The following is a 19,630-nucleotide window of genomic DNA, read 5'->3' as shown; positions in this document are numbered from 1 at the left end:
CAAGCCGCAGGGGCGTGCTTACTGCCGGACTGTCGACGCAGCGGTGAGAAGCCGGGCCGACACTGCGGTGAGCCAGAGGAGGCCGAGTCCCGCTCCGGTGGTGAAGGCCAGGACGGTGACGGAGGAGCCCGCGAATCCGGCGAGGACTCCCACCGGCGCGAGGCGGCAGGTGAGGGCCCGGTTGAGCGAGGCGCTGCCGTGCACGATGATCAGGCCGCCTTCGGCCTCCTTGAGGGCGGCGACGTCGTCGAGCGAGCGCAGGAGCGTGGTCTCGCCCCAGTTCGTCACCAGGTCGTCGTCGGTGAGGGTGGTGGAGACTACGTACTTCGGCATCGCCTTGAAGTCCGCGAAGTCCGCGAAGTCCGCGAAGTCCGCCATGTCGGGCCACACCGGGCTGAACGCCTGGTAGCTGACCCGGCCCGTCATCATCGCGGCGGCTTCCTTCTGCTCCCGGCCCTTGATCTCGAATGCCTCGGGCAGGAACTCGATGTCCTTGAAGGTCCACCCGGAGTTCCGGGACCGAGCTCGCCGCCCGGGACCTCCACGACGCCGTCGAGGGAAACGAAGGCGGACACGATGAGCTTGCACGTGTGGTGACTCCTCTTGACTGCGGGCACACGAGCGCCCTTGTCACCGCCCATCGGATGAGGCGCTCGTGTTCCTCGAGCTGTTCGCCGTTCGCGTCCGCTGGTGGCGGATAGGCGTTCGCCGCGATGTCCAGGTGGTGGGAGCGCTTGGTCGTGGTCCGGAACTCCGGGTTGTCGGATAGCTCGGCCGAAATGCGCTCTGCTTCGGCCGCGGTACGGGCGCGGTCTTCTTCGTCGCGGTCGGCCCGGGAGACGCGGTCCAGCTGGAGGAACTCATCGCGTCGTTCGGTGAGTTCGGTGTGCCAGGGTGCCTCGCGACCCCAGAAGTGAGCCACTCCCTCGGCCATGAAGCACATCACGACCGAGGTGATCTGCCCATCGCGGCTCTGGGCGGCCCGGCGCAGCTTCTTCAGCTCCCGCTTCGCCCCGGTGTCGAGCTGCTCCTTGGCACGAGCACGGAACGTGACGGCGTGTCGGCGTCGGAAGAATCGGTTCGCCGTGCCGTGCCCTCCCTACGGTCGCCCCGACACGTCTCCTTCCGGTCCTTCCGGCCAACAGAGAGGCCAGCGCGCCATGAGCGACCCCACTGTTCCCCGGCCCCGCGTTCCCCAGGCCCGCCGACTCATCACGTTCCTCGCCGCCGCCGTGCTGACGGCCGCCGCGAGCGCCGCGGCGTCCGCCGCGCCGAGCGCCCCCGATCTCGGCGACGGCGGTCTGAGGGCGACCGGGCACGCCGCCGGGAAGGCGGCCGCCCTGCGGCCCGTCCGCGCGGTGGGTGAGTGGCGCAGCACGGGACCGAGCGGCGAGCAGTCTGCCCGGGTGAAATGCCCCGCAGGCTACTACGCGACGGGCGGAGGCGCCGAGAGCGACGGCGGCAGGCCCCATCTCTCCACCTCGATCGCCGTGCCGCAGCAGACCGACAGCGCCGACGGCTGGGCCGTCACCGCCCGCAACTACAGCACCCAGGGCGGCATGAGCATCCGCGCCTAGGTGATCTGCGACCAGGCTACCCACTACGTGAGAGCCACCCCGGACACCACTTCCATGTCAGTGACGAACCCGGTTCTTGTTCACACGACCAGCACAAGCACGACTTCCTGACAGTCCGTCACTGCCAGCGCCCCACTGACACCCACCCGGCACATCGCACCGAAGGGTCGGCTCCGAGGTCCTGTACCGGATCAACGGAACGCCCGGGCCCGTGTACGGGGCCGCGCAGTCAATGGTCGTGACGAACGGGTCCTTCACCCGCGACGCCGCCGCCTGGGGAAAGCGGCACGGGATCCTGCTGGTCGACCGAGAGGCCCTCCTCGCGTGGCGCAGGACTCCCACCACGTCTGCCGGGTCGTCGCGCTCACACCGCCGTACTGAGCACGGACGGCTACCGCGCTGGGCGTACAGCCCACCCAGGCCCCGCCTCCCGCCCTGGAAGCGCCGCGTACGGGTGGAGGGGGCCCGAGCAAAGCGCGACAGGCATCCCAAAGGGGGCCTGTCGGCCCTCACACACTGGGTGGAGCGGGAGCGCGCAGACCGAGCAGTGCCCAGCTCGGCGAGAAGTGCGGTACCCGGTTCCGCCCGTGGGAACCGGCCTGTTGCGCCTCCTGGTTTCTGCTGTCGGACGCCACCCTGCCGCACCCGGCCCCGTATGCGACGCTGGAAAGGCCAACCGGGCCTGTCCGCCCCCGCGCGGCCCGGCCGACCAGGGATCCCGCTATGTCCCAACGCGCGTTCCTCGCCTCCCGTACCGTGCCAGCGGTGCTCACCAGCGCCGCCCTCGCCCTCCTGCTGACGACGCCCGGCGCCCCCGCGGCGGCGACCCGGCCGGCCGCAGCGGCACGCCCGCAGTCAGCCGTGCTGTCGATTCCGGCCATCGGCGTGTCCGGGCTGCCCGTCGTCCCGTACCGCGGAAGCCCCGACGACTCGCCGGGCACTCGAATCCAGGACCGGGGGGTGGCCGCCAGCCCGCATGGTCCCGCCGGTGGCGTCGGCCCTGGCGATGTGGGCAACTACATCGTCACTGGACACCGCATCGTGGCGGGCGGGCCACTGCGGGCGCTGCCGTCACTGCCGACGGGCGCGTCCGTCGTCGTGACCTCCGGCGGTGTGACGTACAAGTACACGATCACCACGACCCGGACGACCTCCTTCCGCTCCCAGTCCTCCATGGCCGCGCAGCGCGCCGCGGTCCCCGGCTTCCCCGGCGCCGCCCCCACCCGCGCGATGATCACGGTGACCACCTGCCTCACGCCCGAGGACGATGCGGCAGGCAATCACTGGCGGGACGCGCAGAACAACCCCGAACACCGCATCGACAAGATCGGCGTCCTCACAACCACCACGTCCTGACCGTCACCACGCCCTGCCCCGTCCACACCGCGCCCCGTCCCGTCCCGTCCCCGGGAGGGCGAAGGTCACAGGTCCGGCCCTTATGAACCTCTTGCTCCGTATGTCACTCTGGCGGGCAAACCGGCTCGCGCACCTGCCGCGACGACCCCGCCGACCAGTACGGAAACGCTCATGCCCCTGCATTTCCCGTCCCGAGCCGCATCCGCCGCGGCGGCCGGCGCCATGGTCGTCCTGATGGCGGCTTGCACCACCACCCAGGCTGCCGCCGGCGCGGCGGCTCCCGCACCGCCGACGATGGCAGCGGCACCCGCTTCGGCGCCGGCCGCCACTGCCGCGCGGGCGCCCGAGCCACCGGTTACCTCCGTGCAGACCGAGGCCTCCGTCCTGTCCATACCCTCGGTGGGCATAACCGGGCTGCGAGTGATGCCGTACGAGGGCACCACCGACGATGCGCCCGGCACCCGCATTCAGGACAAGGGTGTGGCGGCCAGCCCGTACGGGAAGCGTGGCGGAGTCGGGCCCGGCCAGGCGGGCAATTTCCTGGTCACCGCGCACCGCCTGTCGGCGGGCGGCCCGCTGCGTGACCTGCCCGCCGTGGCGAAGGGCGACTCGGTGCTCGTGACCGTGGGCGATGTCGTGTACACGTACGAGATCACCGCGAGCCGCAAGACGTCCTTCCGATCAGAACGCTCGCTGAGCGAGCAGCGCGCCGCGGTCCCCGGAAAGCCGGGTGTAACCCCGACCCGGGCCATGATCACGATCTCGACCTGCGCCACCCCGGAAGACCATGCCGAAGGCAACTTCTGGAACGATGCCCAGGGCAATCCCGAGCACCGCATCGACAAGATAGGCGTTCTCCGCAAGACGACCGCAGCGCCGCCTGCCGGATAGCGCCGCCCAGCCCTCGCAGGGGCGCGGGCGGCCCCGGCACGTGCCCGGGAGGCGTTATTCCGTCGGCCGCGCGACCATGCCGTACGCCGTCGGGGTCCGCGCGACCTGCGCCCGGACAGCAGCCTCCTGAGGCAAGCCGAGGCCCAGACCTACGCCCGCGGCAGGATCGGCGCCTACCTGGGCCAGATCAGCACCACAACCGGCAGCGATCACCTCCAGCGTCTGCAAGCAGATGTCTCCATCGCGCAGCACCGTGTCCAAGGACGCGAAGAGCAGCTCGACAGCGAAGCCACTGAAGCGAGATCCGTGCTCCAGAGCCGCGCGGGGCTCTGGAGCACGGACTGGGTCCTCACCCGGTGATCCGCTCAGCAGGGGAGAGTGGTCTTGCCTGCAGCGCCAGTGACGCCGGCGGTGCCGTCCGCGGTGAACGTGGCGGCGGTTCCGTTGCCGCCGGGCTTGCCGGGGCACACGGGGCTGGCCGCGCCGCCGGCGCCACCGGCTCCGCCCGCGTGGCCGCCACCAGCCGTTGAGGCACCGCCCTTGCCGCCCTTCCCACCGGCGATGCCAACACCGGCGTTGCCGGCGCCGCCTACGCCGCCCTTGCCGCCAGTGCCACCGAGGGTTGCGTCGCCGCCGGCACCCCCGCTGCCGCCGTTGCCACTGGCACCGCCGGCCCCTCCCGCGCCACCGGCGCCACCGGTGCTCGCACTGCCGTCGGCGTTGCCGCCGACGCCACCGTTGCCGCCATTACCGTTGAAGCCGGCGGCACCACCGACGCCGCCGAAGCCGCCGACGCCGCCGTTGGTCCCGAGGCCGTTGGCACCATTGGCACCGGGGAGGCCGAGGAGGCCGTAGTGGGCGAGGGTCTGAGTACTGCCTCCTCGAGCCGGGGCAGAAGCGGAAGCGAGCGTGGGTGTCACGGCAAGGCCGACGACCGCGACCGCAGCAAGCAGGATTGTCCGGGAGATGGCGGTGGTGCGCGTGATGCGCATGGGTACGCCTTTCGATTTGTGCAGTTGGAAATATTTCCCAACTGATCACATCGTCACCTTACGTCGAGATAACTCACCCCACATTGCATATATTGATCAAATGTCTCAAAATGGACGGATTAACAAAACTTCGGCCGGAAATCGCCAAATTGATACTGGGTGCCGCAATGGCAAATTTCACCCATTACGGCACTCAGTCCGCACGCTGGTTATTCCGAGCGGACCTGAGCCGTCTGCATGCCCTTCTGCCCGCGCTCAGCGACAAAGAGACGGTCTGGCCTTCCTTCAGGGACTTGAACCCCCATCGGACTCGACGCCTTTGAAGTGCACGAAGAGGTTGTCGCCGCCCCTCTGTGAAGAGACGAAGCCGAACCCCTTCTCATTGCCGAACCACTTCACCGTGCCGATGTCCGGTTGGACATGAGCATGAGATCGCAGTGTCGTCTCGAGGTCGCCGCCGGCGCTGGTGGGCTCCTGCGAGGTCTTGGTGCGCTGAAGTTGACGCCGCGTCGGGCAAGACGGCAGCGCGGGGCTTCACGCCGATCCGGATCGCCGGCCGTGATCTCTGCGCGTAGGCGGCGAATTTGAGGATCGACCAGCCACTGAAGGGCCGGCCAGGGTTTGTCGGGCGGATGGTCTGCCACGGCAGCCGCACACCCGCAGCTTCTCGCTCCCGACGACCCAGTCACTGGCATGCGGGTATGCGTCGGCTCTGGAATTTGTCCGATTGGGCCGCGGTGATGACCCTGGTGCGTTCGGGGTGATTCTGGTGTCAGGCAGGGCTAGCGCGACCGATTGTCGCACGCCTGTGCCATCTATTTGAATGCGAAGACACACCATACTGTCACCTCTAACCACTTACCTGGTTGCCGGTGTCCGTTCCTAACGGAAAGAAGCCAGATTTCTCAGAACTGGTTTACCCGGCCGCAGCCGCAAGGGGTCACCGTGCGTTGTACCCGCGCCTTTCCCGTTCTCTCCACGACCGTGCTCATGTCCGTAGGCATCGCCATGGCCGTGCCCGCCGCCGCACGGGCCGACGCGGCCGCAGTGCCCTGCTCCGCAGCCTCCCTGGTAGCCGCGGTCACCACGACCAACGACGCCGGCGGGGGAGTCATCACGCTGGCCGCGGGCTGCACCTACAACCTGACGTCTGCCTACAACAGCAGCCTGACCCAGGGCCCGGACGGCCTGCCGGCCATCTCCACCGTCATCACCTTCGAGGGGGACAACAACGTCATCACCCGCACCGGATCGGCGAACTTCCGCATTTTCCGGGTCACCGACACGGGGAACCTCACGCTCAAGGGCGTAACCGTCAGCAACGGTTCCGCCAAAGCGCTGCTGGGCCTGCTCCCGGCCAACGGCGGCGGCATTCTGAACTTCGGCGCGCTGACCCTCACCAACAGCGCCGTGAAGAACAGCAAGGCCACCGGCACCGGGGGCGGCGTGCACAGCGGCGGAGCCGGCGCGGCGGCGACGTTCACCGGCAGCACCCTGTCCGGCAACACCGCCGTCGGGAACGGCGGTGGGCTGTACAACGCCAGTACGGCGACCCTGACCAGCAGCGACGTCAGCGGGACCAACAAGGGTGCACACGGTGGTGGCATCGCGTCCGTCGACGGCATTCTCACCGTGACAAGTACCCCCGTCTCGGGGAACGCGGCAACGGTCGCTGCGGGCGGTATCTACCGTCAGTCGGGCACCATGACACTCACCTCGTCCCCCGTCACCGCCAACAACCCGAACAACTGCACCGGCAGCGTCCCCGCGGTTCCCAGCTGCGTCGGCTGAACAACTCGCCGCAGACGGGACGACCCGCAAGCGGCGCCAGGTTGCCTGAGAAATCGATGACCCCCGCCGACCGCTTTCTTTCGGTCGACCCCTCACCGTCCCGGACGTCAACATGTACGCGGCCCGCATCAGCCCGGACGGCCACACCCTGGCCACCGGCGGCTCCGACGGCCTCATCCGCCTCGACGACATCACCAACCCCCGGGCCCCCGTGTCGATCGGCGCGCCGATCCCGTGTCCGGACGGCTACCTGCTCTCCCTGTCCTTCAACGCCGAAGGAAGCACGCTCGGCGTGGGAACAGGAAGCGGCCAGATCTGGCTATGGGACGTGAAGGACCCTGCTTTGACAGTCCCGTCGCGGAGTAGAGCGGGGCTCGGCAGACGAGGTGCAGGTCGCTGTCGGAGGCAGCCAGGGCGGGGGCGGAGAGGGTCTTCCCGGCGGCGGTGACGGGGGCGAAGGTGTTCCAGCCGGTGGCGGTGGTGTTACAGAGGTGGATGTTGTCTCCGCCGCGGACCGCGCAGTACAGCTTGCCGTTGTGCGTGGCAAGTGCGGGGGCGCTGGGTGTCTTGGCGCACGGCCAGGGAATGGCCGGGGCGCTCCAGCCTGAGGTGTTGGTGAGCTCCGTGCAAACAGCCGTGCTCACTTGATTTCCCCGGGGGCGCGCCCCCAGCGGTGACGACGACACACCCCATCGGACACCACTCGCGATGCAGTGTGGGTGGGGATCCGCGATCCTGAAGTAGTCCGGAAATCTCTGCAGGAGGTCCACCATGTCCGTACTGGACAAGCTGAAGCAGATGCTCAAGGGTCACGAAGACCAGGCTGGCAAAGGCATCGACAAGGCCGGTGACTTCGTCGACGACAAGTCCCAGGGCAAGTACAGCGGCCAGGTCGACACCGCCCAGGACAAGCTCAAGGACCAGATGGGCCGAGACCAGGGCCAATAGCCCAACGGGCCAGCAGCCCCACAGAGGACGTCTCGCAGCAGGCGTCTGGGGGGAACCGGGTGCGACTGGGAAAATACCACCCATGTCCGCGGGCATGGCCCGGTTCTCTTGGGCTTTGACTGCTGGTTGACAGGCCGGTCAGCTCACCCCGCGCAGGAAGCCGTCTCCGTGAGCAGCGATACGGGCTTCGAGGGCGGACAAGGCGTCCTGGGTAGCTTCAGGGCTGCCGCCGCCCACCGACGCGGGAACTGCTGTGGGAGGCGGGGCCGAACGCCCCGCCTCCCATACGGCCGAGGGCCACTCAGACCCGTACGGCCGGCCCCGTCAGCGCGTGGCGATCTGCTGGAGCGCCGTGCCCTGGTAGCGGGCACCGGCGTTCCACAGGATGAAGGAATTCATCTTGTTGGCCGCCGCGGCCTTGATCTGTTCGGCCACCTCGGCCGGCCCGTAGGTGCTGCCCATCGAGAAGTCCTGGAGCCACGGGACGATTTCGGTCCGCGTGCCCTTCGCCTGGCGGGCGAAGTCGGCGAGCGAACGCTGCACGATCGCGTACGGGGCGGTGTCGGGCTGCGCGACGCCGTACTCCCCCGGGCCCCAGTGGGAGGGGTAGACCATCGGTGCGATGTAGTCGGTGACCTTGGCCAAGGCCCCGATGTCCTGGGCGATCTCGGTGGGCCGGGTGGCGGCGATGCCGAAGACCGAGACGCCGAGGTACTTGGCGTGCGGACGCAGAGCGGTCCGGGTGTCGGCGACGAACGAGGTGATGGACTGCTCGGGCGTGGCGGTACCGATGCCCGGGAAGCGCATGTGCGACAGCGGGCCGTCCGGGCGGCGCACGTAGTCGTAGAGGATGTCGTCAAAGCCTAGCCGAGCCGCTTCGACGGCGAGGTCCTGGTTGTACTTGCGGACAGCGGGGTTGGCGAAGTTGGTGAAGGACAGGGCGCCGTAGTGGCCGCCGTCGTAGGGCTGTCCGGCCGGATTCAGCACGAGCTGGTCGCGCTTGCCGGACTTCCATGAGGCGGAGGCGAGCTTGGGGTCGCGGAAGGCAACGACGCGGCCGATGACCTGGGCGCCGGCGGCGTGGATTTCGGCGATCGCCTTGCGGGCGTCGTAGTAGCCCTTGGCCGCTCCGATCTGGCGGGCCAGCGGCACCTGGGACGCGTACCCGACCTCGCCGTCCTCGTCCTTGACGTCCAGCTCGACGGCGTTGAGCTTGCCGCTGCGGACCAGGGCGAGGATGTCGCCGCGCAGCGTGTTGTCGCCCCAGCCGATGGCGGTGATGTGCGCGGCACGGATCATGGGGCGACGTCCCCGCGCGGACACGTCCTTGGCGGTGGTGTTTCCGGCGCGGTCCACTGCGGTGACCGTGACGACGGGTATGCCCTTGGGAACAGTGGCTTTGAAGGCCCCGGCTTTGTCGACGGGGACCTTCTTGCCGTTGACGGTCACCTCGGCGTCGATGGAGGCATTGCCGGTGATGGTCACGGGGGCGGCGACGTTCTTGATCTCGGGGTCGGCCACCTTCAGCTCGGGAGCGGTGGCGTCCACACTGAAGCCCACGACCTTGCGGTACGACGCGAAGGGGAGACTGCTGCCGCCCGCCACCACCAGCGTGTGCCGACCCTCCTTGAGGTGAGGGAGGGCCAGTTTCAGGCGCGCGCCCTCAGGTGTGACGGGGAGCGCCGCGCCGTCCAGGGTGGCGCGCAGTCTGTCCCTGCCGCCGGCCTCGTCGGCGGCGAGGTAGGCGCTGACCTGTGCGGCCTTGCGCCCGTCGAGGACGGCGCCGTCGCCCAGACCCTGGATGTCCGGACCCGGCGCGAGGAATGTCCAGGCTCCGACGCCTGCTCCGGCCAGTGTGAGCGCCCCGGTCGTCGCTATCAGGGCGCCCAGACGGGCCGGGCGGCGCGGACGGAGGGAGGGGACGGAGTGGGATATGCGTGTGGGGGACATCATGACGTCCTTCGTGCCGTGGGCCGGGCGGGATGCTGCCTTCATTCATTGCCGCACGGCGTGCCGGTCGTCTCCTTCCGATCGTTTTTCACACGAACGGCCGCGTTCGGTCCCGGCGCAGCGGCTACGCCATGCAGAGGACAGTGCGGTATGCGGGCTCCCGTCGCAGGTAGGAATGGCGCGACACATTCGCCGTGAAGGGGCTTGTCATGCGCCATCCGCTCGTCCCGCTCGGCGCCCTGGCCGGCGCCGCCCTGCTCGCCTCCGGCTGTTCCACGGGGCCGTCACCGGCCGCCGGGGGACGCCACGCGACCGCCTCACCGGCGGCGGTCGGTCCCGTCGCCGCGAAGGCCCCGGCGGAGGTCGGCGCCAATGAACTCGGCCAAGTACCGGTGCTGATGTACCACCAGCTCACCGAGAAACCGGCCAGCGTCTACGACCGCACCCCGGCCGACTTCCGGGCCGAGCTGGAGCGTCTCGCCCGGGAGAACTACGTGCCGGTGACCGCCCGGGACTTCCAGACGGGCCGCATCGACATCCCGGCCGGCATGCACCCGGTGGTCCTCACGTTCGACGACTCGACCAACAGTCAGGTGCACCTCGACCCGGACGGCACCCCGGCGCGGGACACCGCCGTCGCCATCTTGACGGAGACGGCGCAGAAGTACCCCGCGTTCAAGCCGGTGGCGACCTTCTTCGTCAACGCGGACGCCTTCTCGGCCACCGGTTCCGCCAAGGCGCTGACCTGGCTGAAGGAGCACGGGCACGAGGTCGCCAACCACACCGACCGCCACGAGAACCTGCGCTCCCTGGACCAGGCGGCCGCCACGCGGGCGATCTTTGCCGGACAGCAGGCGATCGAGAAGGCCGCGCCCGGGACGCAGGTCACGTCGCTCGCCCTGCCTTTCGGTGCCATGCCCCAGCCGGCGGGGCTCGCCACGCGGGGAACGGGCTACCGCTACGACGGGGTGTACCTCGTGGGGGCCAACCCCTCGGTCTCGCCGTTCGCCAAGGCGTTCGCACCCGGCGCGATCCCCCGGATCCGCTCGGCGGGCCCCAAGGACGAGGACGCCGAGTTCGGTTCGTCGCGTTGGCTGGACAAGCTCGCCGCCGGGAAGAACCGCTACGTCTCGGACGGGGACCCGAACACCGTCGCCTTCCCGAGTACCTCGCAGAACGAGCTGTCGCCGGCCTTCGCGAAGCGGGCTCGGCCGTACTGACGCGTGCGGGCAGACCCGTACGTGCGGGCAGACCAGTACGTGCAGGCAGACCAGTACGTGCGGGTGACTCTGTCGGAAGTCCCCTGACCGCTCCGACGGATGCCGCCCGGGGCCCCGGACCCACGGCCAGGAGCCAGCCCCGGTGATCGCGCTGCGAGGAAACCCTTGCCCGGCCGCAGGTCATTCAGTAACGTACGGCGCGGCACGATTGGTCTAGACATGCGGGAGCTGCCGTGGACCTGCCCGAGGGCCGCCCGATCCGGTGGGGCATCCTGGCCACGGGCGGCATCGCGGCCGCGTTCACCGAGGACCTGCGCCAATTGCCGGGTGCGGTCGTCGCCGCCGTCGCCTCCCGCAGCAACGAGGCGGCTCACGCCTTCGCCACCCGCCATGGGATCGCGCGGGCCCACGGCTCCTGGCAGGCCCTCGCCGACGACCCGGGCATCGATGTGGTCTACGTCGCCACGCCTCACGGCTACCACCATCCTGCCGTCGCGATGCTGCTGGACGCGGGGCGCCCCGTGCTGTGCGAGAAACCGCTCACCGTGAACAGCGCCCAGGCGCAGGAGCTGGTCACCCTCGCTCGCAGGCGCGGCACGTTCCTGACGGAGGCCATGTGGACGCTCCTCAACCCCGCCGTGCGCAAGGCGGCCGAACTCATCGCCGACGGGGCGATAGGTGAGATCCGTTCGCTGCACGCCGAGCTCGGCTGGCGCACGCGGGTCGGCCCCACCCACAGGCTGCGGGACCTCGCCGCCGGGGGCGGCGCCCTGCTCGACGCCGGCGTCTACCCCGTGGCCCTGGCCCACTTCCTGCTCGGCGCACCCGACCGTATCCAGGCCCACGCGCACTTGACCCCTGAAGGCGTGGACGAGCACACCAGTATCCTCCTCGGGTACGACAGCGGAGCCACAGCGATGGTGAGCTGCTCGTTCGCCGCCACGCTCAGCCAGGCAGCCGTCGTGTACGGCACGCGGGGGCGGATCGATTTCCCGCCGAACCTGTTCAACCCGGCCGGCATCGTCCTCCACCGCGGCGGAGTCGAGCCGGAACACTTCGCGGCCCCGCCGGTCGCCGGCCACGGCTACGGACTCGAAGCCACCGAAGTGATGCGCTGCCTGCGGTCAGGCGAGACCGAGTCTCCGCTGCTCCCCCTGGACGGCACGCTGGCCGTGATCCGCACCCTGGACTCCGTCCGCCGACGCATAGGTGTGCGCTACCCGGTCGAAGACCAGGCGTAGGCCTGACCGAATGGCCCGGGTACGGCTGCACGGATCGGCTTCCCAGCCATTGCCGTGACACGCCCACAATGGAGGCATGGCAACCGATGCCCCACAGCAGCGTCCTGCGCTCCTGCCCGACCTCGAACGGTCCCGCGCCGTGCTGGTCGCCTGCGACGATGATGCCGTCCGCGTGCGCGAGTCGCAGCCCGCGGCACGGGCTGCGCAGCTGGCGGAGACGCTGATCTCCCCTGCCATCGGTATGGCGTTCCGCCCCGAGAACGTCACCGTGGTCACATCGTGGCAGCATCCCGCCGAGGTGTTCGACGCCGTACGCCGCGCCGCCGAAGAGGCGTCGGACGTTCTGCTGTTCCACTATGTCGGTTCTGGTTCGCACCACAGAGAGTTCGTCCTCCCGCGCGCCGTTCCGGGATCGGAGGGCCTCGCCCCGCTGCGAACGGTTGCCGACCTCGTGCGGCGGAGTCCGGCGGCCCGCCGGGTCGTCCTCCTCGACTGCGAGGACTTCGAGGCCACTTCGTGCTGTTTCACCCGCGACCCGAGGCCGGGTGGAGCCGGCACGTCGAGCGCGCTGTCCCTGGTGGGAAAGGCGCCGTCCCTGTACTTCAGCTCCGGTGACGACATGATCCCGGCGGGCGACGAGTTCACCGGCACCCTCGCCGAGGCGCTGCGGTCGGGCGTCACGGACGGTCCGGAGGTACTGGATCTCGTGACTTTACGCAATGCGGTCGAGGGTCGATGGGCCCAGCTGGGGTACTGGGTCGAGAACGAGCACGTCGCCGTGCCGGACACGCTGAGCCTCGTCGGCGGCCATGACGTGGCGCTGGGCAAGAACATCGCCTTCGGGCCCGACGGTGACCGCAGCCGGCACCCCTTTCACCTCGATGCGGGAGTCGTCGACCTCGTAGAGCGATGGTGGGACTAGCCATGGGTAGGGCAAGCTTGTGGGCCCTGCGTATCCACCCACGGAGGAGGTTCCGTCCGCATGCACGTGGAAGACGCCGCCGACTGCCCCGAACGAGGCCTCACCCGACCGGCGGAAGTGCCGGCCATCGCGACCCGGGTGACGTGGAGGGGGACGGGGGATCTCCACGACGTCGCCCGTCGATACGGTGTCGTCAGCACGCTGTTGGGAGCGGGCGTCGACGCATGCCGGATACAGGTGTTTCACGAGCTGGAGGACGGCGGCACTTACTGGGTCGTCACCCTGGACGACGGGCACACGGCCGTACTGACCGACGACACAGAGGAACATGTGGGTCACATGGAGGGGCCGTGGCCGTTCAAGGCCGTGTTCGTCAGCCCGGACGCTGTCCGAACGAAGATCAATTACTCCATCGACAACCTCAAAGCGCACATCGTCAGGTGGTACACCGAGGGCGTGGGACCCCGAAACGACTCACACTGAACGTCCTGGCTCGGCGATGGACCCGCGGTCGGTCGGCATGGCGAGCATGCGGGCCGAGCGGGAGTGTGGGGCAACGGAATCCGGAAGCTGTCGCCGACCAGTCCGAAGTCGACGCCGTGTACTCCGCCATCACTCAGACTTCCTTGGTGGCGTTCAGGCGGGCGATTTCCGCGGCGTACGCGGCGGTGCGGACTGCCGACGTTCCCGATGCGTACAGGCCAGTGCCGAGTGCGGCCAGGGGGACGGAGAGGAGGAGGGCGGCGAGCATCGGTCCCAGGTCACGCGCGGCATCACAGCGCTCTCCCTCGTCCGTGTGGTAGGACATCGGCCAGGGCCCGTTCTGGTGGAAGACGCGGGAATCGCACTCCCCCTCGGCAGTGAAGGGGAACAGGAGCAAGTAGCCGAGCCAGAGCCAGATGAGGACGGCTACGGCTATCAGCCCTCGGCCCCACCCCTGTGCGCGCAGTCCCCGCACACGAAACTCTCTGTCGTATATCTGTGCCAAGTCATTCATGAGGCTGAACCTAGCTCAGGCCAGGTCCGGGAAGCGGCCGTGCAGCTTCGGTGGCCTCTGGCTGCGCCGGGTGAAGAAGGCTGCCGCAGAGGTGGAACAACGTCGGGACACCGTCGTCTGTGGCGTGCAGGGTGGCCGACCGGCGCCCCGTACGCGCTGGGGCCCCGTTGCCGGGGTCGGGGACCCATCGGGAGCCAGGAGCTGTTAGCTACGAAGACTTCACCGACGCAGCCGACGACAACGGCGTCTTTCGAGGACTTTGAAGACCCCCGGCATCTCGCGGGGTCACCAACCGCCAGGAGTGGGTCACTTGCGAAGGATGTGGTCAAGGGGGACGGGACCATAAGGGTGCCCACGTGCTCCTCCACGCCCGGCGCGTAGCTGGGTCGCCTGAACAACTGATCAGGTAGCACGACCTGGTTGGCCACCTGCCGCGAGGAGGCCGCCACGCCCTGCCGCGCGCCGGCCTCCTCACCGCAGGTCCCAGAGCGCCGCACAAGGCGTATGCCTTCCTGGTTCAGAGAAGCGACCAGGCGAAGCTGATCACGCGCCGCAAATCCCACCCAGCCCGGCCGGTGCGCTCCTGACCAGCCGCCATGGAGGAAGTCGATCGCCGGGGACGTCTTCGGGGCGCCGGCCCGGCGCCGCCTCACCCGCGCCCTACGCCATGACCGGTCGCCTCGGCGCAGGTGGAGGTGGCTCTCCCGACGAGTGGTCGAGGTTTGCTGGTTCCCGGTAAACTTCCGTTTGTCGACGTCGTCGGTCTGGTGGGTCGGAATGTGGTCCCGGATCCCGAAGTGGCTGATAGCAGGGTCCGTGTGGCTGTGGTGCCGACAGAGACCGCGGTGAGCGGCCATGGCGGCTGCGGCACCTGCCGGCTGCTGGGGACGGGTCAGCGGTTGATCACGTCCCGAGTCTGGGCGTAGACCGTGGCGTCGGTGAGCAAGCCCGTGTGGCTGAGGCAGGCGGTCTGGGTATTGCCTGCGCCGGACAGGGACACGGAGCTGTCCGGGTTGATCGTCGTGTCGCAAGGCGACCACCAGGTCGCGTAACGGGGCGAACCCGGTGTTTCGTCGCCGGAGTTCAAGGCGGCGAGGAAGCTCGATCCGATGCGCATCTCGGTGCAGGACGTGTCGAAGCAGCTGTTGGCGGTGTCGGTTCCGTGGTTCGGGCCACCCAGTGACACCCATGCGTCCACCCTGGAGGTCCCGCCAAGGTTCTTCAGGTAGTAGCGCGAGGAGAGCCCGCCCATGGAGTGGCTGACGATGTCTACCTTGGTTGCGCCGGTGGCCGCGAGTAGACGGTCTACCTCGGTGGACAGTTGCTGGGCGGTCGTGGCGTTCGACTGGTGCCAGTCGTAAGTCCACTGGTTCAGGTGGGAGGACGGCCAGCCGTCGGTCCTGAAGCGGTTGGCCATGGTGCTCCAGTTGCTGCCGTCACCGCTGTAGCCGTGCACGAATAGGATGGGATTGCTGCTGCCTTGGTTGAAGGTGGGGCTGCTCGATGCTTGGGCGGGACCTGACGCTTGCACGGCAACAAGGGCACCGGCTACGGCAACGGCTGCGGTCACGAGAGATCTCTTCACGCGGGGCCTCACAGGGGTGGGTTTCGGAAGACCGCTCAACGGTGCGTTTTACGGAGGGAGTGCGTGCGCTGGGCACTTCCCGGGTCACGGGAGCAGTACTTGCGGGCATGCGGGGGCGTGCCATAGGCCGGTCGTCGCAGCCGAATGGGCAGGACGTCGGTGTCGGTGCGCGGTGGCGTGAGCGTACTGACCGGTAGGTATCGATGGTCAAGAGCCGTGCACGGACTTTTTCGCCCCGGCCGCTGCCAGAGCAGTCGATTTTTGACGTGCCGCCGTGTATGGAGTCCCATGTGGTGTTGAACCGATGGCGAGAAGCGACACCAACGCACAGGGGATCGACATGTTCATAGCAGAAGAGGGCGTTTTCGATCCTGGGGAGATGCTCGACCTCTACGACTCGGTCGGCTGGGAGGGCTATACCAGTGACGTGGACAAGCTCTGTCGCGGTCTCGTGAACTCTCACCTCGTCATCACGGCACGAGATCGATCGGGAACGCTCCTTGGACTGGCTCGGACCATCTCCGATGACGAGCACATCTGTTACGTCCAGGACGTCGTGGTGAATCCGGCGAACCACAGGCAGGGGGTAGGCCGGGGGCTGGTCGAGCACCTTATGCGGCGCTACTCCCACTGCCGGTTCTTCCTCCTGTCCACGGACCACGAGTCGTCACCAGAAGGCAAGCGCAACCACGCGTTCTACCGGAGCCTGGGCTTCCTGTCGTACGAAGAGAAGGAGATGGCAGGCTTCGGACTGCCTAGGAACCGCCCCGACCAACGCGATGTGACTCCATGAGGAAAAGATCTTTGGGGTGTTACCGGAGCAGGATCATCTTGCGCAGTAGCTCGAATCCGGCTCGGCCGCAGAGCTGTCGCTTGCTTCTTGATGCGGTTGACGGTGCCTTCGATGCTGCCTGAGCTCCCGTCGAGGGTGAGCCCGGCTGTCACTGTGTCGAGGTCTCGCAGCAGGTGGAGCGCGAGGCCGGTGAGGCCGGGTAGCCGGCTGGCGTCGACTGCGTCGATCCAGGTGGGAAGTGTGAACCGAGGCGGTCGGTCGGAGTCGCGGACGTGCCCCGCGGCCATCTCCGGTTCAGGGCAGCAGGCCACGACGCCCTTCAGGCCAGCCCGGTCTTCCTCGGTCAAGGTCGTGGGGTGCCGGGTGAGCCAGCCGGTCACCTACCGCACCGATGGCGGCCGGGGCGGTGCCTCGGACGGAGCGCCGCGCAAACGTGGCGACTGTGCGCGCGGACCATGCCGTAGGTGACAGGCGCGTGCTCGGCAACCAGCTCGCTGTGCAGTCGGGTGACGCTGGTGCATCCCTCGGCGAAGCGTCGCTCCAGGTAGGGCTTGTAGGGGGCAGCCTGCTGGGCCGGGGCCGGCTCTCGTGGAAGGTGCCCTACCAACGTGGGGCGTTCGCGTACCGGAGCACGGTGTTGGGACCCCTACTCAGGTACCGGGCAATCGCCCGGCGTGAGTGACCTTGAGCAAGGGGCTCGTGGACCAGAGCATGTGCCGACGGTCACGGGAGCGGCCAATAGGTGGGCGGAGTGCGAACTGACGACCGCGAACTGTGGGTGGCGTTCTTCGGGACTTCCTTCAGCGTCGTGACCCCGACCGCCTCGACCTGGTCGACACTGATGGTGGGCGGCCGGCCCGGCCGAGGCCCATCCCGGGCGACCGCGACGATCGGCGGCGCCCCGGCCGCGCACGGGCCAGCACAACCCGTGCCCGCAGCGCCAACGCCTGAGCCGGCGTCGCCCGGCGCGTCCACCGCTCCAACACCGCCCGCTCCTCATTGGAGAGCAGCAGAGGCAGGGGCGGCCGCGTAGGCGGCGGTGACCGACTCGGGCAGGCCGAGCTGCCGCTCGCGCAGCGCACTCTGGATCAGTGCTCACGCCCCGAGGGGCGGGGACGCTACCCCATCAGGGGTCTGGCCTCCCGGCCGACCCGCAAGGGCACGGTCTGACTTCAGAGCTCGAAGGCCCGGCGTCGAAAGTACTCACCGGTCGGCGGCTACGGAACCGAGCATTGCCCGGTTCCGTAGCTCCCATTAGGCGCCGGGGCGCAGCTGTACCCACTGCGCGGTGCTCGGTACGCCCTTCTCGTCGAGCAGGAAGAGCATGTAGTACCCGGGGGGCGCCTCCTTGGCGGACTGCGGGGTGCGCAGCACGAGGTCGTTGCCGGAACGGCTGGCGATGGGCAGCTCCAGGTGCCGCTGGCTGGTGTTCACCGAGTGGGTGGAGGTGATGGGTGCGACCAGGACGGCCCGGCTGACCCGGTCCGGGGTGCTGGTGCGCGCCCGGAAGGTGGAGGCGTAGCGCTGCGCGCCCCGCGCGACGGCGGTCAGCTGGGGCCGGGGGCCCTGGTGCAGGTAGGACGGCTCGTAGATCTCGATGGTGCCGTTCATCCCGGACTTGATGTCGGGGTTGTTGGCGATCTGCTGGAGTTCGTCGCCGGTGAGCATGATGCGGCCGTCGGGCAGGATGACGGCGTTGGAGTGGTATCCGCGCGGCAGCCGCTGGTGCGGCCCGAGCCGCCACGTGCCGTTGCCGTCCCGCAGTTCTGTCTGGCGGTACTTCGGGTCGGCGTTGGGGTTATAGGGGCCGTGGCCGTAGTCGCGGATGTCGTAGGCGCCGTTGACGGTGAACAGCTTGCCGTCGGGCAGGATCAGGGTGTTGTCCTGGGTGCGGCCGAAGGCACGGGGGGTGTCCTTGGTCCAGCGTCCTTCGGCGAACTTGTAGGTGTTGTGGTCGTTGCGGTTCCCGCCGAGGATCAGCGCGGAGTCCGGGCCGTTGGACCCGTTGGGCAGGGCGACGGCGGAGCCGTAGTTGCGCATGCCGCCGTCGGGGCGGTCGGGCAGCTTGCGGCGGGTCTCGGTCTGCGGGTCGAAGACGAACTGCTCGTCGAAGTTGCGGCCGAAGCCGTAGATCAGGCCGTCCCTCAGGGAGAACAGATGGGGGTAGTCCATCTTGTACGGGGCGTCCGTCTTCCACTGGTCGAGCGCCCGGCCCTTGGGTGCGACGGACGGGTCGTACGAGACGGGGGTGCCCTTGGCGGGGAAGCGCTCGATCCCGGTCGACAGATCGCCCCAGCCGATGTCCGACTGACCGGACGTGACGAACTGCCGTCCGTCGGCGCCGGTGACCACGGTCGGGTACCAGCGTCCTTCGGCCATGTCCTTCTGCTGGTGCCAGGTCTCCTTCCACGGGTCGAAGACGAGAGCGAGCTTCGCACCGGTGCCGCCGTTGCCTCCCAGGTTGCCACCGAAGACGCCGACCATGCCGTTGGGCAGATAGGCGTGTCCGGCGCAGAAGACCGGCGCGGGCCGCGGCTCGTTCTTGCCGTCGGGCATGTCGACTACGGGTGGCGGCACGGCCTTGAAGGCGTCGCGTCCTTCGCCCTTGGCGGGGTCCCACACGTACGCCCGTCCGGCGTTCTCCTTGCCGATGATGTCGGTGGGCGCGGGCTCCTTGGTCGGGTTCTCCTCGATGGCCTCGAAGGAGAAGAGCAGGACCTTCCCGGTGGGCAGGAGGGCGACGTGGTCGCCGAAGTCGGGGCTGGAGAAGTAGTCGGTGAACTTCCCGAACTCGGCTGCGTCGAACGCGGCGTTGAGCTTGCGCTGCGAGTCGGCGAGCCGGTTGTAGCGCAGGGTCCGGGTGGTCTGCGGGTAGTCCGAGGTGATGGTGTGCAGACCGATGCGGTCACGGGCCCGCTGTTCGGCGGCAGCCTGGCCGAGCGCCTTGACCTCGGCCGGCCGTACCTCCTTTCGGACCTGGTCGTCTGTGATGCGTACTCCGCCCGGCCGGACGTCGGACGCGTGCGCCGTGGACGGCGCGGAGCGGACGGATGGAACGGTCGCGCCGGCGGGCGCGGTGATGGACAGGGCAATCGCGGCACAACCGACCGCGAGAGCCCACCTCCCTCTGCGGGACATGAGGCTCCTCAAGAGGGCATGGCAGTCCCCAGGACAGCGCAGGACGACCACGCAGAGTAATTGGACGCGCACAGTAGAGCACACGTCGTAGCGACGAACGCGCAGACGCTCGACCGAAACGATTCATCCTCCGTCGATGGTGTGTCACTCTGCGTGTCCGCTGCGGGGTGGGCCGCCGCGCTGCTGCAATGGCCTCGACCCCTACCCCATCGCTGTGGAGGAGTACTAC

Annotated in this window: 16 protein-coding genes and 4 pseudogenes; 12 read left to right on the top strand and 8 right to left on the bottom strand. The window is 68.8% G+C overall.

Annotation, left to right across the window (positions count from 1 at the left end; translation table 11 throughout):
* Positions 1-18: 18 nt before the first annotated feature.
* Positions 19-641 (bottom strand): annotated as a pseudogene (locus J7E97_RS22595) (dihydrofolate reductase family protein).
* Positions 642-1,160: 519 nt separating this feature from the next.
* Between J7E97_RS22595 and J7E97_RS22590 the strand changes: the two are divergent.
* The 4 genes and pseudogenes from J7E97_RS22590 to J7E97_RS22575 all read left to right on the top strand — a co-directional run bounded on the left by J7E97_RS22590 (position 1,161) and on the right by J7E97_RS22575 (position 3,824).
* Positions 1,161-1,577, top strand: coding sequence for a hypothetical protein (locus tag J7E97_RS22590; RefSeq protein ID WP_215030260.1), 417 nt, complete (start codon positions 1,161-1,163; stop codon positions 1,575-1,577).
* 175 nt (positions 1,578-1,752) lie between these two features.
* A pseudogene (locus J7E97_RS22585) lies at positions 1,753-2,376 on the top strand (restriction endonuclease); the annotation flags it as partial.
* On the top strand, positions 2,301-2,933 hold the full coding sequence (locus J7E97_RS22580; RefSeq protein WP_215030257.1) for a sortase domain-bontaining protein: 633 nt from the start codon (positions 2,301-2,303) through the stop codon (positions 2,931-2,933). The pseudogene J7E97_RS22585 and the gene J7E97_RS22580, both read left to right, overlap by 76 nt.
* A 222-nt stretch (positions 2,934-3,155) precedes the next feature.
* The gene (locus tag J7E97_RS22575; RefSeq protein WP_251054963.1) at positions 3,156-3,824 is read left to right on the top strand and encodes a class E sortase; all 669 of its coding nucleotides are present in this window, start codon (positions 3,156-3,158) and stop codon (positions 3,822-3,824) included.
* Positions 3,825-4,189: 365 nt separating this feature from the next.
* Here the strand turns inward: J7E97_RS22575 and J7E97_RS36700 are convergent, their stop codons facing one another.
* Both J7E97_RS36700 and J7E97_RS22565 read right to left on the bottom strand, forming a co-directional pair.
* On the bottom strand, positions 4,190-4,816 hold the full coding sequence (locus J7E97_RS36700; protein ID WP_215030252.1) for a hypothetical protein: 627 nt from the start codon (positions 4,814-4,816) through the stop codon (positions 4,190-4,192).
* 209 nt (positions 4,817-5,025) lie between these two features.
* A pseudogene (locus tag J7E97_RS22565) lies at positions 5,026-5,238 on the bottom strand (cold-shock protein).
* Positions 5,239-5,806: 568 nt separating this feature from the next.
* Between J7E97_RS22565 and J7E97_RS22560 the strand changes: the two are divergent.
* Both J7E97_RS22560 and J7E97_RS37085 read left to right on the top strand, forming a co-directional pair.
* A complete protein-coding gene (locus J7E97_RS22560) occupies positions 5,807-6,607 on the top strand; it encodes a hypothetical protein (RefSeq protein ID WP_215030249.1) in 801 nt (266 codons plus the stop codon).
* A 112-nt stretch (positions 6,608-6,719) separates the two neighbouring features.
* A pseudogene (locus J7E97_RS37085) lies at positions 6,720-6,785 on the top strand (hypothetical protein); the annotation flags it as partial.
* 88 nt (positions 6,786-6,873) lie between these two features.
* On the opposite strand, the gene J7E97_RS22555 reads toward J7E97_RS37085, so the two are convergent.
* Positions 6,874-7,251, bottom strand: a complete 378-nt coding sequence (locus tag J7E97_RS22555) for a hypothetical protein (protein ID WP_215030246.1) — start codon at positions 7,249-7,251, stop codon at positions 6,874-6,876.
* Between the two features lie 127 nt (positions 7,252-7,378).
* Between J7E97_RS22555 and J7E97_RS22550 the strand changes: the two genes are divergently transcribed.
* The gene (locus J7E97_RS22550) at positions 7,379-7,555 is read left to right on the top strand and encodes an antitoxin (protein WP_215030244.1); all 177 of its coding nucleotides are present in this window, start codon (positions 7,379-7,381) and stop codon (positions 7,553-7,555) included.
* A gap of 324 nt (positions 7,556-7,879) precedes the next feature.
* On the opposite strand, the gene J7E97_RS22545 is transcribed toward J7E97_RS22550, so the two are convergent.
* The gene (locus J7E97_RS22545) at positions 7,880-9,505 is read right to left on the bottom strand and encodes a putative glycoside hydrolase (RefSeq protein ID WP_215030241.1); all 1,626 of its coding nucleotides are present in this window, start codon (positions 9,503-9,505) and stop codon (positions 7,880-7,882) included.
* Positions 9,506-9,714: 209 nt separating this feature from the next.
* On the opposite strand from J7E97_RS22545, the gene J7E97_RS22540 reads away from it, so the two are divergent.
* The 4 genes from J7E97_RS22540 to J7E97_RS22525 all read left to right on the top strand — a co-directional run bounded on the left by J7E97_RS22540 (position 9,715) and on the right by J7E97_RS22525 (position 13,371).
* Positions 9,715-10,725, top strand: a complete 1,011-nt coding sequence (locus tag J7E97_RS22540) for a polysaccharide deacetylase family protein (RefSeq protein WP_215030237.1) — start codon at positions 9,715-9,717, stop codon at positions 10,723-10,725.
* A 233-nt stretch (positions 10,726-10,958) separates the two neighbouring features.
* Positions 10,959-11,966: a Gfo/Idh/MocA family protein gene (locus J7E97_RS22535; RefSeq protein WP_374224212.1), complete on the top strand. Its 1,008-nt coding sequence runs from the start codon at positions 10,959-10,961 to the stop codon at positions 11,964-11,966.
* Between the two features lie 76 nt (positions 11,967-12,042).
* Complete coding sequence (locus J7E97_RS22530; RefSeq protein ID WP_215030234.1) at positions 12,043-12,888, top strand: hypothetical protein; 846 nt, start codon at positions 12,043-12,045, stop codon at positions 12,886-12,888.
* A gap of 60 nt (positions 12,889-12,948) precedes the next feature.
* Positions 12,949-13,371 carry a hypothetical protein gene (locus J7E97_RS22525; protein ID WP_215030231.1) on the top strand — a complete coding sequence of 141 codons (423 nt, stop codon included), beginning with the start codon at positions 12,949-12,951 and terminating at the stop codon, positions 13,369-13,371.
* 133 nt (positions 13,372-13,504) lie between these two features.
* Here J7E97_RS22525 and J7E97_RS22520 read toward each other — a convergent pair whose 3' ends face one another.
* Together J7E97_RS22520 and J7E97_RS22515 are read right to left on the bottom strand one after the other, a co-directional pair.
* Entirely contained in the window at positions 13,505-13,885 is a 381-nt protein-coding gene (locus J7E97_RS22520) for a hypothetical protein (protein ID WP_215030228.1), read from the bottom strand.
* 892 nt (positions 13,886-14,777) lie between these two features.
* A complete protein-coding gene (locus J7E97_RS22515) occupies positions 14,778-15,470 on the bottom strand; it encodes a triacylglycerol lipase (RefSeq protein WP_215030225.1) in 693 nt (230 codons plus the stop codon).
* Between the two features lie 304 nt (positions 15,471-15,774).
* Between J7E97_RS22515 and J7E97_RS22510 the strand changes: the two genes are divergently transcribed.
* Positions 15,775-16,263 carry an N-acetyltransferase gene (locus J7E97_RS22510; protein ID WP_215030223.1) on the top strand — a complete coding sequence of 163 codons (489 nt, stop codon included), beginning with the start codon at positions 15,775-15,777 and terminating at the stop codon, positions 16,261-16,263.
* 1,254 nt (positions 16,264-17,517) lie between these two features.
* Here the strand turns inward: J7E97_RS22510 and J7E97_RS22505 are convergent.
* Complete coding sequence (locus tag J7E97_RS22505; RefSeq protein ID WP_215030221.1) at positions 17,518-19,401, bottom strand: galactose oxidase early set domain-containing protein; 1,884 nt, start codon at positions 19,399-19,401, stop codon at positions 17,518-17,520.
* Positions 19,402-19,630: the final 229 nt, after the last annotated feature.

Source organism: Streptomyces sp. ISL-66, from assembly GCF_018614135.1.
Lineage (GTDB): Bacteria > Actinomycetota > Actinomycetes > Streptomycetales > Streptomycetaceae > Streptomyces.
This window is presented reverse-complemented; position numbering and strand designations above follow the sequence as displayed.